11 protein-coding genes and 1 pseudogene are annotated in these 13,874 nt (G+C 60.6%); 3 read left to right on the plus strand and 9 right to left on the minus strand.

Features of this window, described 5'->3' with window-relative positions; all coding sequences use genetic code 11:
• Positions 1-18 precede the first annotated feature (18 nt).
• A complete protein-coding gene (locus P6U29_RS23015; RefSeq protein WP_407112423.1) occupies positions 19-1,119 on the minus strand; it encodes a type IIL restriction-modification enzyme MmeI in 1,101 nt (366 codons plus the stop codon).
• A 263-nt stretch (positions 1,120-1,382) separates the two neighbouring features.
• Between P6U29_RS23015 and P6U29_RS23020 the strand changes: the two genes are divergently transcribed.
• Positions 1,383-1,820 carry a hypothetical protein gene (locus P6U29_RS23020; RefSeq protein WP_407112424.1) on the plus strand — a complete coding sequence of 146 codons (438 nt, stop codon included), beginning with the start codon at positions 1,383-1,385 and terminating at the stop codon, positions 1,818-1,820.
• On the opposite strand, the gene tnpC is transcribed toward P6U29_RS23020, so the two are convergent.
• The 8 genes and pseudogenes from tnpC to P6U29_RS23060 form a co-directional block, all read right to left on the minus strand.
• Entirely contained in the window at positions 1,821-3,449 is a 1,629-nt protein-coding gene (tnpC, locus tag P6U29_RS23025) for an IS66 family transposase (protein WP_407112425.1), read from the minus strand. It abuts the gene before it with no gap.
• A 54-nt stretch (positions 3,450-3,503) separates the two neighbouring features.
• Positions 3,504-3,854, minus strand: a complete 351-nt coding sequence (gene tnpB / locus P6U29_RS23030) for an IS66 family insertion sequence element accessory protein TnpB (protein ID WP_407112426.1) — start codon at positions 3,852-3,854, stop codon at positions 3,504-3,506.
• Positions 3,851-4,024 carry a hypothetical protein gene (locus P6U29_RS23035; protein WP_407112427.1) on the minus strand — a complete coding sequence of 58 codons (174 nt, stop codon included), beginning with the start codon at positions 4,022-4,024 and terminating at the stop codon, positions 3,851-3,853. The genes tnpB and P6U29_RS23035 overlap by 4 nt, the downstream gene beginning before the upstream one ends.
• Positions 4,025-4,116: 92 nt before the next feature.
• Positions 4,117-4,320: pseudogene (locus P6U29_RS23040) on the minus strand (hypothetical protein); the annotation flags it as partial.
• Between the two features lie 34 nt (positions 4,321-4,354).
• The gene (locus P6U29_RS23045; RefSeq protein ID WP_407112428.1) at positions 4,355-7,078 is read right to left on the minus strand and encodes an Eco57I restriction-modification methylase domain-containing protein; all 2,724 of its coding nucleotides are present in this window, start codon (positions 7,076-7,078) and stop codon (positions 4,355-4,357) included.
• An 8-nt stretch (positions 7,079-7,086) separates the two neighbouring features.
• Positions 7,087-10,266, minus strand: a complete 3,180-nt coding sequence (gene drmD / locus P6U29_RS23050) for a DISARM system SNF2-like helicase DrmD (protein ID WP_407112429.1) — start codon at positions 10,264-10,266, stop codon at positions 7,087-7,089.
• Positions 10,267-10,386: 120 nt separating this feature from the next.
• Positions 10,387-11,076, minus strand: coding sequence for a hypothetical protein (locus tag P6U29_RS23055; protein WP_407112430.1), 690 nt, complete (start codon positions 11,074-11,076; stop codon positions 10,387-10,389).
• Between the two features lie 448 nt (positions 11,077-11,524).
• Entirely contained in the window at positions 11,525-12,241 is a 717-nt protein-coding gene (locus P6U29_RS23060; RefSeq protein WP_407112431.1) for a helix-turn-helix domain-containing protein, read from the minus strand.
• Positions 12,242-12,332: 91 nt separating this feature from the next.
• Between P6U29_RS23060 and P6U29_RS23065 the strand changes: the two genes are divergently transcribed.
• Together P6U29_RS23065 and P6U29_RS23070 are read left to right on the plus strand one after the other, a co-directional pair.
• On the plus strand, positions 12,333-13,178 hold the full coding sequence (locus P6U29_RS23065) for a metallophosphoesterase (protein WP_407112432.1): 846 nt from the start codon (positions 12,333-12,335) through the stop codon (positions 13,176-13,178).
• Complete coding sequence (locus P6U29_RS23070) at positions 13,168-13,800, plus strand: hypothetical protein (protein ID WP_407112433.1); 633 nt, start codon at positions 13,168-13,170, stop codon at positions 13,798-13,800. The genes P6U29_RS23065 and P6U29_RS23070 overlap by 11 nt, the downstream gene beginning before the upstream one ends.
• The last annotated feature ends 74 nt before the right edge of the window (positions 13,801-13,874 follow it).

The following is a 13,874-nucleotide window of genomic DNA, read 5'->3' on the forward strand; positions in this document are numbered from 1 at the left end:
TTTAGCCAGCCTGCCCGCTCAATCGCGATCGAACAGCGGCCCGGCGCCCTCTTGTTCCGCGTCGTGAGCCCGTTCTCGCGCGGCTGGCGCTCGGCCTGCCGCAACCTCCTCCGTATGCCGCTCGGCGTTGAACGCAAGCAGACGCGCGAGCACGCGGTCACGCGCCTCCGCCCGCCAGAAATAGCGACCTTGATAGGTGTGGTCGCTTTCCGTCTCGTTGGTAAGGAACTCAGGACGCAATTCTCCGGCGAGATCTTCCCAGCCATAGGCACGGAGCACAGCACGATCCATCTCGTCGTGGAGATCGCGCAAGGCCTGAATGGCCGGGCGGTGGTCGTCCACATCGTGGAAATGATTGTAGGTCGTGGTCATACCTTTGTTTGTCTCGACCATCAGCGCGGCGCGATGATCGTGGTAGGTTCGGCCGACCGCTTGAAGGGGGACATCGGATTCATAGTTGGGCGGAAAAGGGAAGGTCTCGAAGCAATCCTCAGGGATGTACCTCGGATCATCTTTGATCGACGAGCCCAAAAATTTCGCCCAAACCTCGTGAACACGAGATTGAAGAACCGCAAAACTGCTGAACTCCTCCGTAAGAAAGACGGAGACCGCGTCTGAAAACACGATTGTTGAAGGCTGGAAGGCTAGCGTGTGATGAGTTGCATGGCGGCCCATCACCAAAACTCTGTTGTACCTCACGATGTGCTGCTGAAGCTCTGCGGCCGGCCGCGAAAATGCCCACCACCGATCGCGAAGCCGAGCCTCGCTGCTGCCTTGTCTAGCGGGGAAAACAGTATCTCTTAGATGGTTGTACAACTCTGGTAGCAAACGCAACTCTTCTTCTTCCAGATTACCCACATCAGCGATCAGCCGAGTTGGCCCGGCATGCGGATCGCCATTCAAGTCATTACTACCGAGATAAGGCCGCAAATATTTAGAGTAGGCCGCAGATGATGCGATGAGCTTGCTCGCGTCCGCCCTGCTGAAAACGAACCCTTCACCATTCGGGTTAACACCACTAAATATTTTATCGAAGTTCGCAGCCAACACATTCGGGCGCGAGTTGGGACCGAACGGCATCAGAAAGGAGGTAATTTCCGCAACCTCTACGTCATCCAAGATGCATCGACGAGCTTGACCTTTGACTATATGCACAACTGCAACAATTACTGCAGCTTCGCCAAGCCATTTAAGTCGACGCGTCGCCCGGTATATTCTCCCTCCCATGCCTTGGATACATTCTAAGGTGAGCGTCACGATAGTATCACCGGTGCCCGGGCTTGACTTGCGCGGAATGCTTTGGATAGCGCGGTCGGGATGATTGACGCCGCCGGCGCGCGGTGATGGGGTGACCCTGGTTCGGAGCGGGTAACGAGATCAGAATGACCAGCGAGTCGCAGCTGCGCGAGAAGCTTCGGAAGATCGAGGCCTTGTTCGCAGGTGCCGGAACTGCTGGTGAGCGCCTTGCGGCGGAAGCCGCGCTGCAGCGGGTGCGAGCTAGGGTCGAGGAACTCGCTCGCCACGATCCAGCGATCGAACAGCAATTCTCACTTCCCGACCAATGGTCTCGGCATCTTTTTCTGGCGCTTTGCCGCCGATATGGGCTGCGGCCGTTTCGTTATCACCGGCAGCGACGCAACACGGTGATGGTCCGTGCATCACGAGGCTTCGTCGATCGAGTCCTGCTGCCGGAGTTCACCGAGCTGGATGGTGCGCTGCAAGTGTATCTGCACGAGGTGACGCTGCGCGTGATCCGCGAAGAGATCTACGACGACGCCAGCGATGCGCAGGAAGTTCCTGACGCCTTGCCGTCGAACTGATCAAGCGGCGAGCTTTGCCTCCGAACCGTCGCGTTCGGCCTTCCAATTCCACGGCAGCAGCGTGTTCAGCTGATTGATCTTGGTGCGTCCAGAGACGATGCGCTCGAGAACATCGGTCAGATAGTGCCGCGGGTCGATGTCTTGCAGCTTTGCCGAGTTGATGAGCGAGGCGAGAATGGCCCATGTCTCGCCGCCGCCTTCATTGCCGGCGAACAAGTAGTTCTTCTTTCCCAGGCCTATCGGCTTGATGCTGCGCTCGACCGTATTGCTGTCTATTTCGATGCGTCCGTCATCGATGAAGCGCGTCAGGCCGTCCCAATGGTTGAGGGTGTAGCGGATGGCTTTGCCCAGACCGGACTTCTTCGAGACTTCCAGCAGTCGCGCTTCGAGCCAGGGTTTGAAGTCCTCGATCAGCGGCTTGGTGTCGGTTTGCCGCACCGCAGCCCGATGCGCCGCTGGCAGACCGCGGATGCGATCCTCAATGGCGTAGAACATCGCGATCCGTTGCAGCGCTTCCGCGGCAATCGGCGACTTCGTCGCGACGTGAACGTCCCAGAACTTCCGCCGCGCATGCGCAAAGCAGAACGCGAGCTGCACCAGATGGCCGCCGTTCTTGATCAGGCCCTTGTAGGCGGCATAGCCGTCGACCTGCAGGATGCCGTGGTAGTCCCCGAACAGCTGCTTGGCGCGGATCGCCTTGCGATCCTCGGCAAACATGTAGACCACCGCCGGCGGCGCCGGGCCACCCCACGGACGGTCATCGGTGGCGATCGCCCAGAACTGGCAGACTTTAGTCCGGCCACGGCCGGGATCGAGAACCGGCAGCGGCGTCTCGTCGGCAAACAGCCGCGGGTAGGACATCACTGTGTCGCGCAACAACGTGTGAAGCGGCTTCAGCCACCAGGCGGCGCGGCCCATCCACGAGGCCAGCGTTTGCCGGTCGAGCGTGATGCCTTGGGCGGCAAACATCTGTTCCTGGCGATACAGCGGCAGCTGGTACCCGTATTTCATCACCGCGATGTGGGCCAGCAACGCTTCCGTCACCATCCCACCGTCGATCGCCTGGGCCGGCGCGGGTGCCTGCAGGACACCCTGGCGGCATCCCCGGCAGCCGTACCGCGGGCGCACAATGCGCTTGACCCGGTACTGCATCGGAATGACGTCGAAGGCTTCCTTGACGGTCTCCCCGATCTTGTGCAGCTGCTCGCCGCAGCAGGGGCAGATCTGGCTCTCCATATCGATCACGACATCGATGCGCGGCAAATGCTCCGGAAGCTTCCCACGGTTGCGTCGCGCCGGTCGCTTTCCACGGTCCTCCGCTCCGTCGGGCAGCCTGCCTCCGGTCACGTCGTCGTTGGCGGCGGCACGAACCGCCTGTGCCGTGATGGTGAAGAGAGACAGCTGTCCGAGATCCAGTGTCTCGGAGCGGGGACCGAAGATCGTGCGCTTGTACTGGGACAGGATCATCAGGAGCTTGTCGTTCTCCTGGATCGCAGCGTCGCGTTGGGCGATTGCCGCATCACGCTCGGCCGAAAGCGAGCTGCATTCCGCCGACAACGCCGCAAGCCGTGACGATAGCACTATCACGGTTTGACGGAGCAATGCTGGATCGAAAGGCAAATCACTCATGCAGAGTGTTTCTACAACAACTCCGCATGAGTGACGAACGACTTCTAATAAGGATCAACCAGCTCGTGCTGGCTGATCCACAACTCGCATCGGCAGACGCTTCCAGTCCGAGCCATCGAGCAGCACCGAGAGCTGAGCATGAGATAGCGGCATGACGCCTCCCTTGATCGGCGGCCAGGTGAACTGTCCCTCGATTCTTTTGTAGTAAAGGACAAGGCCGCTCCCATCCCAGGTCAGGATCTTCACGCGATCTCGGCGCTTGGAGCGGAAGACATAAAGTCCGCCGTCGAACGGATCGGCTCCAAAGGCCTCGCTCACCAGCATCGCCAACGAGTCCATGCCGCGGCGGAAATCGACCGGCTGCGTCGCAATCCAGATCGACAACCCAGATCGAAGCCCGATCATCGACCAATCGCCCCGACTGCCGCCAGCACCTCGCACAGTGCCCGCCGGTCGATTGTCCCCCTGACACGGATCCGAACCGCGCCGACCTCGATCTCGATCGCCGCCTGCTCCCCACTCGGCAATTTGCTCCCGCAGCCGATGATCGCGGCCGGCACAAAGCCAGGTAGCATGCCTCTGTCCCCGCGCCCGCGACTTGCGCCTGCGTTGCCTGGCGACGCCAGAGAAACAACAGGCTTGGACTGATATCGTGCCGCCGCGCCACCGCGGACACGCTCGCCCCCGGCGCAAAACTCTCCGCAACAATCGCCGCCTTCGCGTCGGTCGACCAGCGCCGACGCCGGCCCGTCCCCGTGATGATCTCGATGCGCTGCAGCGTGTCGGCGCCGTCTTCAAGGATAGACGTATGCCTATCCTTATCGCTATCCTTACGACTATCCTTGGACATTGTGACCTCGCGACAAACCATTCCGCGAGATATTCTTAGCCGACCAGATCAGCCCTCAGTGCGTGGTCCCTGGATGACGCTCACATTCTAAGGCAGTGTAACGGGTTGCACCTTGCCTAATAGTCTTCGTAGCGACGAGGCCCAACGATCCCTCGTTACGCACCATCTCGAATGCTCGCCGGAAGAAGTAGGCAACAAGATCGCTCTTACCATCAGATGGAGCAAATGCCGCAGCCAGCCACCCGAGATATGCTTTTCCCTGCGCAGAAGAGAGAAGCGCGCCGCCTAAGAATGGTGGATTCCCAACGACGGCATCGAATCCTGGGTTGTCGCGAGCGAAGACTTCCGGGAATTCGATTTCCCAATGAAATGGCTGCCATCCCGTTTTCTTCCAGCGGGCAGCTCCCCTTTCACTTAGCCGATCCCATTTTACGGGTTGAGATGCGACCCAGCTTTCGATTTCCTGTCGTTCTTTTTCGCGGCTCTTGGGCTTGTCGGCCGAGAAGTGCGCTGCAATTACAGCATCGCCGACAATCCTCGCAGGGTGGCTCGCCTCCACGACCCGCGAATAGCGCGCTGCCTGCGCTGTGATCCGCACTCCATCATCCGCGTTGCGAATGGCCTCACGACCTTCGAGCGCGCGGCTCACGGCCTTTTCGATCGTTTCCTGGAACAACGGCAGGCCCGGCTTGGACGGGTCCCAGTGCACGGCCTGGATCTGCGCGCGCGTTAGCCCGATCAGGCTATCGCCCGCCTTCAGCGCATGGTCGAGGAAAGTGAACTCATGATCACGGGCCAGCGTGGCCAGCCATAGCGAAAGACGGGCGAGATCGACTGCCATCGGATTACGGTCGACGCCATACAAGCATTTCTGCGCCACCAGGCGCCGCGCATGCAGCGCTTCGTCCTCGTCCGGCGGAATCTTCGGCTTTTCCGCGCCATACATGTTCCAGGCCTGCTCCAGCCGCGTCCCGATCTGGCGGCAGGATTCGACCAGGAAGGCACCTGAGCCGCAGGCGGGATCGAGCACCTTCAGCGACAGCACCGCCTCAGGCAAGGCGGCCGGGCCGAGCCGAGCGAAGGCCGGCTCAAGCGTGTGGCGCACGATCGGCTCGGTGAGCGACCGCGGCGTGTAGTGCGATCCGGAGCGACGGCGCTCCTCGGTCGGCTGCAGATAGGGCACGCCGGGGCCGATCGCGGCCGCCTTGGGCGAGGCGCGCTCATCCACCAGCGATCCGAACGCCTCGATCAGCTCGGCGATATCACGCGCGTCCTTGACGCTCTTGGCCTGCTTGGCCGAGAGCTTGATGCTGCGCTCCTTCAACCATTTCTGTCGATCGCTTGGCTTTTGTGCCAGCACCGTGTCGAGGCCGATGAAGCTCGGCAGCTTGTCTTCGTCGCGCAAGGCGATCATGCGCTCGGTCGCGGGTGAGGCCGTGAAACCCATCACGGTCTCGTAGACCGAGCCGATCGATTCGACGTCGAGCGAGCGATAGGATAGCCGCTCGCGGATCCTTTCGCCCGACAAGCCCCTGCCTTCGATGGTCATGAGGCCGTGGAGGATACGCAGAATGGTCCCATCCGAGACGGGCAGGATCTTCGTATCCGTGATGCCGCTGCCGCTCGCACGACCTTCCAAGAAGGGGAATGCGTTGGGATCGAATAGCTTGCCGCCGCGGCCGGTGACCCAATCACGGTGCCCCCCATGGATTAGCCGGAACACGGCCAGCAGCTGGCCCCAGCCGCCGCGACGCTCATCCATCGTGTCGGGGTTCAACGCCTCGTCGACCAACAACCGCGCATAGAGCGTCTTTATCGAATAGCCGTTGTCCCAGAGCTGCTTTAGATGCGGATCGGTAGACGATGGCAGGAGATCCCGATCCTCGGCATACAGCAGGAACACCAGCCGCATCAGCAGCGTGAGCAGGCCTTCGTAGAGGTGATGCGGATCGCTTGCCGCGATCGCCTCGATCTGCTCGGGTGCGGCGCGATGCAGGCCGCGCAGCAGCTCATAGAGGGCGCCAAGCACCTGCCCTGATAGCTTTTCGGAGACCGCATTCTGCGCCTCGCGCGAAGCCTCCAATAGCTTGCGCAGCCGCGTCTCCGGCGCTCCCGTGAAGAACGCGTTGCGACCGAGGCATAATTTGAGGCCGGCCAGCATCGGCCGGCCTTCGACGCGGCCGAGCGCGGCCAACGGCCAGGACAGCCAGCCCGCGGTTTCGCCGCGCGGCGCGTAGATCAGCCGCAGGCTGTTGCGAGTTACGAGAATGCCGACTCCGACATTACTCTCGCGCAGCAGCCGCTCCAACCGCTGGTGCGGTGTCGCCTCCCATTCGCCTGCTACGAACTGGTTGCGGCCGTCGGCATCCAAGTTGGGATGCAGCATGACCAGCGCCTGCGCCGGGATGCCCTCCTCCGCCGCGCCGTTCCACAAGAGTGCCAGATCCGGCGTCAGCAGGGTCTCATGCTCCGGCACGGTAACGCTCAGCGCGCGAACAATCCCAGGGCCACCTGGGCTGCCGGCGACGAACTTCGCCGGCCAGCCGAGCACCTGCTCAAAGAAGGTCCAGGCATCGTGCAACTCGAACAGCCGGTCCTGCTCGCGCGGCGTCTCGAGGTCGAGACGCAGCGCCCGCGCCGCCGCCTCGGTGTCGAGCGGGGTCTGGCGGATCGGCGTGACGCCAGTCTCGCGGAGCACGTTGGCGCCCACGACTAGCCCTTCGGGCTGGAGATAGTTCAGCCACTCCGAGGTTTCGTCCTGTAGGGCAAGGTAGGTCATGATCGCGCTCAGTTCGTTGCCGGCCAGAGATAGACAAGGCCGACTGGCTCCAACCTCCGCGCCTGAACCTTGTAGCCTTGGCGGACTTTCTCGGGCTCGCTGTCCAGCTCCTGCTGAAGCCGCAGCAGCTTGCTGTCCCAAGAGCGGCGATCGGCTTCGAACTGGCGCAGCTCGCGCTCGTGCTGCTTGCGGATGTCCTCTTCGGTCGGACCGAACAATTCCATCTGCTCGGACGCCTCCGGCGGCTGTTTGGTGCGCATGGCCTCGCGGACTTTGTCGATCTGCCGTTGCAGCAGCGAGGCCAGCGCTTCGGCCTCCCGCCGCCCGTTCTCGGTGAGATCGGCGACGGCGCCCTGCTCGGACGCCCTGGCCTGCTGCTCGACATGCGGGCGGAGGTCCGCGAGATCGCGCTCGACCCACTGCGCCAGACGATCGAGCACGCCTGAGGCCGGCGATACGCCGCGGCGCAGGGCGTCGTCGAGCTGCTGGATCGTGGTGACCTGGCCGGCTTCGGCAAACGGCACCAGCGGGCCTTCGTCGCGCCTTGTGTCGCGCCAGGCCGAGGTCACCGTGATGATCTCCTCATGCAGGCGGCGCGCACCGGGGCCGAATAGGCAGAGCCGGCCGAGTAGCACGACGCGCGGCTGCGCGCCGGAGGAGATGATCGCTGTGATGCGGCCGATAGTGGTGCGAAAACCCTGGCTGACGAAGCGCGACAGCAGCCGCTTGACCAGGCGATGCTCAAGATGGAGTTGCACCACATCCTGCGGCTCCGGCTCGCCCTCCTTCACCACTGGCGGCTCGAACACGAGGCCGCGCACCGCGGTGTCGCGCCGCCAACGCGCACGCTCTCGCGGAGTTGCCGGACGGCCGGGCCGCAGCTCGTCGAACAGCGATGCCCAGGTCGGGTCTTTCGCAAAGCTCGGGGTTTCTGGATCTAACAGGACGGCTTCGGGCACACTGAAGCGCCCCGGCTGCAGCACCGCCCCACTATCCTGCAAGGCGATTTCGATGACGTGGCGGATGTCGGCGCCTTCGACACCGACGCGCCGCTTGGCCGTATCGAGCACTCGCTGCAGCCGCTGTTCCTGCTCCTTCAGCCGGGCAACCCGCTTGTCGGCCTCGTCTCCCATCTCGCGTTCCGCGATGCCCACGCGCCCGGATTTCGCGTTGGTGATGCTATCGGCCATCCGATCCGCATCGCCACGACGGATACCCTCTCGCGCGAGCGTCGTCTCGATTGTCTGGCGCAGCACTTCGCCGGAGGCACCGAGCTGCTTTCGGATCACCTCCGTCTTGCGCACGAGCGCGTCCAGAACGCGATCCTCCTCCCGCTGCGCGTAGACGAAATAACGGCAGGTAACCGTCTTTGCTGGCTGGAGCTTGCGGTCGATCCGTCCATTGCGCTGTTCGAGGCGCGACGGATTCCAAGGCAGGTCGACATGGAGAAGATCATGGCACCGGGCTTGGAGGTTCAGACCCTCGCGCGCCGCATCGGTGCAGACGAGGATTCGAACCGGCTCCTGTTCGAACGGGGCATTAAAGGCGATCTTGATCCGCTCTCGTTCGTCCAGGCTGGTCTGACCCGTGAAGTTGAGAATCCGGCCCTCCAGGTTGACGCGTCCGAGACTGCGCTGAAGGAGACCTTCCTTGAGGCGCTCGACCAGCCAGCGGCGGGTGTCTTCCCATTCGGTGAACAGAATAAGCCGGCGATCCTGCCACGCATGGCTCTCGTCGAGCATTTCTTCCTCGATCCAATCGAGGATCGCCTCGATCCGGGCGTCGGGCAGATCGCACGCCGCGCCGCTGATGGTGAGCATTCGATCGACATGTGCGATAGCCGCTTTCAAATCACCGAATTCGCCCTTGGCGTGATGGGTCGCAACCTCGATCGCATCATTGTCGTCAATCAGCTCCGGCGTCGTCTCGGCGGTATCAGGCTCGATTTCCTCGCTCTTCCTGGCCAAGCTCCGCCGATGGGTCGTGAGTGTCCGGTGGAAGGCCGCAATCGAGGAGAAAAGGCGCTGCTGCAGGTTTGCGAACAGGAAGCGCGCCCGTGAACCACCTGCCGACGACTGGCTGTACTCGTCGAGCATCACGGCGAGCCGCAGCTCGGGGGCGTCCGGTGGTAACCCGGAAATCGAAATGGGGTCCACGACACGCTCGGGGAAGGCATGGCCGAGCAGCCGAAGGTCTTCCTTGAGCCGCCGCACCATGACCGGCTCCAGGTCCTTGGCCTCGACCTCGATGCCGCGCGTGAAGCGCTGAGGATCGAGTATCTCCAGCAATGTCGCGAACGAGTTGGAGTGGCCGTTATGCGGCGTCGCTGAGAGGAACAGACGGTGTTCGAAGAGGGATGCGATTTCGCGGACGGCCTTCGTCATCTGGCTTTCCACAGCCCAAGTCGCGCCTGACGATGGCGCGGCGTGATGAGCCTCGTCCAGGATGAACATCGATCCCGGCCGAAAGGGTGCCAGAATGTCGCGGAGACCTCCCGTATAGGTCTCGTCGGAGAGAACGCTGTGCGAAACGATGAAGCGCGAGCCGACGCTCCAGGGGTTCGCAGAGAAGCCGCGGGTGCGCCGCGTCTCCAAGAGATGCTCCCGGTCGACGATCGTGAAATCGAGACCGAACTTTTGCGCAAGCTCGTCCTGCCACTGCAGCAGCATGGACGCGGGGGCAGCAACCACGATGGTGTCGACACGACGCCGCAGTAGCAGTTCCCGAACGATCAGACCGGCTTCGACAGTTTTGCCAAGTCCGACGTCATCACCGATTAAGAGATTAACGCGCGGGAGTTCGAGCGCCTTAGCAAGCGGCAGCAGCTGGTAGGAATCGAGCCGAATGCCAGCACGAAACGGGGCCTGGAACAGCTTGCGGTCGGCTGCCGTCGCGGTGCGCCATTCCGTGGAGCGCAGGTAGGCACCCAAGCGCTGCGGCCCCTCAAATGTCCTAGTCAACAACGGCGACCAGTCGCTCAGATCGAGAATTTTCGGCTGCAGTTCTGCCGCGTATGCGAGTTCGATTGCCTCGCCTTGGGAATCGTCCTCACATGAGATCAGAGAGAGCGTTTGGACTGGTCCAGTCTTTGTGGTCCCTTCAACAATCCAGGTCTTCCCTCGGACAGAAATGAAGCTGCCCACCTCCGGAAGGGATGGGCCTGAGGTCCCGATCGCGCCATCATTCATTTCCTGCCCCGAAGATCGCTGCCCGGCGGGCAGATCAGAATTCCGCATGGATTTATTGGGTGAAAGTAACGAGAAAGAAAACGCATCTGCTATGCGGAAGCGCGCCTTAGTACCTAGGGTTCACACCCATTTATCCGAATGCGGGTGACGGGTCCCCAGTAGGTAGACGCCGGAGTGGACGTCGATCAGACTCCAGTCGCTCCTCTGCTTGCAAAGCTCAGCGAATAATCCATTGTTTTCATAAATCGCTCCCGGTTCGAAAGCTGCGTCATCAAGCTCACTCCCCGCAGCCGGGCGACTTATCACGCCCGCTTGATGCAACAGCGTCAAACCGGCATGGATCGGGCCGCCCGGAGGCAACATCGGCGGCGGGCTAACATGCGTGGCAGCAAGAGCAGGGTTCGCGAATAATGCGGTCATGAACATTGCTGTCCCATTCCACGCGCCAATATACGGAGGACGCTCTGTGGGATTGAGAACGGGGCTCAGCCACCGCTCTTGGGCGCGTTCAAGCTGTTTCAAGGTCGATGGCAGCCCTTCTGGAAGCGTTACCTTTCCAAAAAGGAGGTGCGCGCCTGTAAGAGATTGCCTTATTGGCTCAGGACCACGCTCCAAGTGGAAGGATTGGGCACGGTGCAGATCCGCAGCATTCCAGCTGGCAAGCAGATTTACGACTGCCTCCGTAAAGGCCAAGTCAAGTTTCGCGAGATGTCCCCACGAAAGCCCAACTGCGAAACAAACATGCCATGGATTGGCACCTGGGAAAGTCGCCAAATGCTCGCTCATTTCCTTCGTTGCGAGTTCGTTCAACGACTTTCCACTATCGCAGAGGAGCTGCAGTACCCTGCCGCGAGCCGGTCCTCCGCGAACCCCTCCGCCTTTCTCACACAGGGAGTTAAAGACACGCTGAGTTTCGTTCACAGTCTTTTTGATTGGCGCTTTCATCTATTTTACCGAAAGAACCTTCATCACTTAGTCCGCATCAGGAGCGCAGTGGTGCACGGTGAACGCCTACGGTGAGTTGACGATTGGACCGTCAAAGAAGCTCGCACGGGCGCGCCCCGGATGCAGTCAGGGGCACCAGAGCAATCTTCTGCCAGTGCCGTTGGGAAGAATCGACCAATTACAACTGGCGGGCGAAGATTGGGCAAGCTAATCCTTTGTAGCATCGGCCGGCTCTTGATACTTAAGCCCTAGAGAGAACACCCCCGCCCAGGCCAGCGAGGCCTTGGGGGGGATGGGTCGACCAAGCCTGTTTTCAGACCCGCTTCCAAATGAGTCGAATTCGTCCCAATACACGCTGATCCTCAACGAGCGTTTCGGGACTTATGCTTTCGGTCGGGCTCAGATGCCATACCGATCGGGACTTAATCGCTCGACACGCCGAAAGGCGGTTCTCCATCTGAACCAGGAAGAGGCAGCCATTGACGAGTTTATGATCTTTCAGATCCACGAGAATCTCATCGGAATGCCCAACCAGTGGACCCAAATCGACTTTTTCGCCGCCCATGACTACCAAGTCCGGGATGTTGGCCTCAAATCCGCGCAAGAACGAGTTCGGCACCAGGGCAAAATCGCCGTCAATCCTCACTAGTTTGATCGTGCCGCGCCCCGCTAACTCGGGCATCACTCTACTGATAAGTGCCGTCTTCTCGGTCCACAGATCATTCGGCATCCCTTTCCCCGTCACAAGCCACTCCAGACTATAGCCTAAAGTGTCGCTTATACTTGACATCGTCGCAACAGATGCTTCGCGAGCCACGCGCCCATTCAGGATGTCATAAAGCCATTGTCGGGACACACCAAGTCGCTTGGCAAAGCCGCTAACCGTTTCGTTTCCCATAACTATTTTGACACGCTCACCAATTTCTTTGGCTTGCTGTGCGTCGAACTGCTTGTTTTGATTACGAGGCGGCATTGACCCGCGGCGGTAAGAGGAATTTGACACGCGGCTGAATTTGCGATCATATGTCAAGTATGCTTGACAACGATTCGTGAAGACGCGTGCTCGAATCCTTCATTTGTGCATGGCGTCGTCAAGCTTGTTCCCGGCTCTTGGCGGTCTAATGAAAGTACTCGCGGTCTCAGACATCCACCTGGAACGACGCGGCCTCGACCAGGTAGCACCTCTGAACGAATCCTTCGATCTGCTGATCTGTGCCGGCGACATTTGGGAGGGACAACCGGAGAACGCTGTTCAGAGCGTCGTCGATCTTGCGCGCGGAAAGCCCGCGATCATGGTCCCGGGAAACCACGATCTATATGTCGCCGGCCGGGACCGATCCACCATTTCCGATGTTCTCAGACTCATGAACCAAGAGGCAGACCGTCAGAACGCACAAACGCGCGGAGAGATCGTCACCATCCTGAGCGCGGACAATCCTGTTCATGAAATCGAGCGGGTGCGCTTCATCGGGCTGACGCTCTGGAGTGATTGGGCTCAAGCCGGCCGCTGGGTTGACGTTGCGAACGATCTGGAGTGGGAGGCGCGTGCCCGTGCCGCGGCAAGCCACATCAAGATCGGCCCGCGCGAGTATGGAGCGATCAGAACAGAAAGAGGAGCTTGGAGCCCGTACGATGCCGTTGCGGAGCATGCTCGTGAGAAGGCGATCCTAGCTGACGCACTCACTTCTAGTCACGATGGTCCGACTGTCGTCGTAACACACCATCCTCCGCTCGCTGATTGCGTCGATGCCTACAAGAAACGCGGGACACCTTGGTGGGCTCCTGCATTCTATGTGTCCGATGTCCTGCGGAACTTGCCAGAGCGGATCCAACCAGACCTCTGGATATGTGGTCATGTTCACGCGCCCTTTGACGATCAGTTTGGTCGGACTCGCGTGATTTGCAATCCAGTGGAAGGCGGCAGATTCAACCCGAACTTGGTAATTGAGATTGAAAATGGGAAATGAAGCGCGGCTGCCCATATGTTGTACGGTAATTGATCCGCGCCTGGAAAACGGAGGGCGTGATGACTGGAGGGCTGACATCGCGACTTCGTACCCCGAATTGTTTGACCCGCCTCGCGGCTTGCCGGAGTGCGGCGGGGGATGGAAGGCCATCATTCACGAAGCCTGCAGAGAGATTAGAGACGCTCTCAAAACGGACCAAGGCAACACGCTCAAAATAATGCTGATCAGGCAGAGAGCCGGCGTTCTAAACATCTTTTGGGAAGGCATGTTGTCGGCACGTGTGCGGGCTGCGGTCGAACGCACAATAGAATGGGCATATGTCGAATCCGCGCGGACGTGCGAAGTCTGTGGCTTTGAGGGGCGCCTCTATACCTGCGAGGGCTGGCTTACCACGGCTTGCACTGGGCACGGCAAAGGCAAACTCACCCCGCGGAAGCGTAAAGCTGCCGCTGTACGCGTTGTGCGAGGAACGATAGATGGAAAACTTCAGATCCTGTCCTGCCGTCGATACGATCGCGATGGCGATTGTTTCATCGATGTGCCGCCCGATTCTCTTGAAATTGGAATCGAAAGAATGCTCTCAGAAAGCTATTCGCCAATTTTCGCAGGATATTGCCATTGAGGTCTAAGTGTTAAACGACTGGAGAAATGTGCGCAATGGACGGCCGCCTTGCCAGGTGACGCGCGATGTTGGGA

The organism is Bradyrhizobium sp. LMG 9283, assembly GCF_045571415.1.
GTDB lineage: Bacteria > Pseudomonadota > Alphaproteobacteria > Rhizobiales > Xanthobacteraceae > Bradyrhizobium.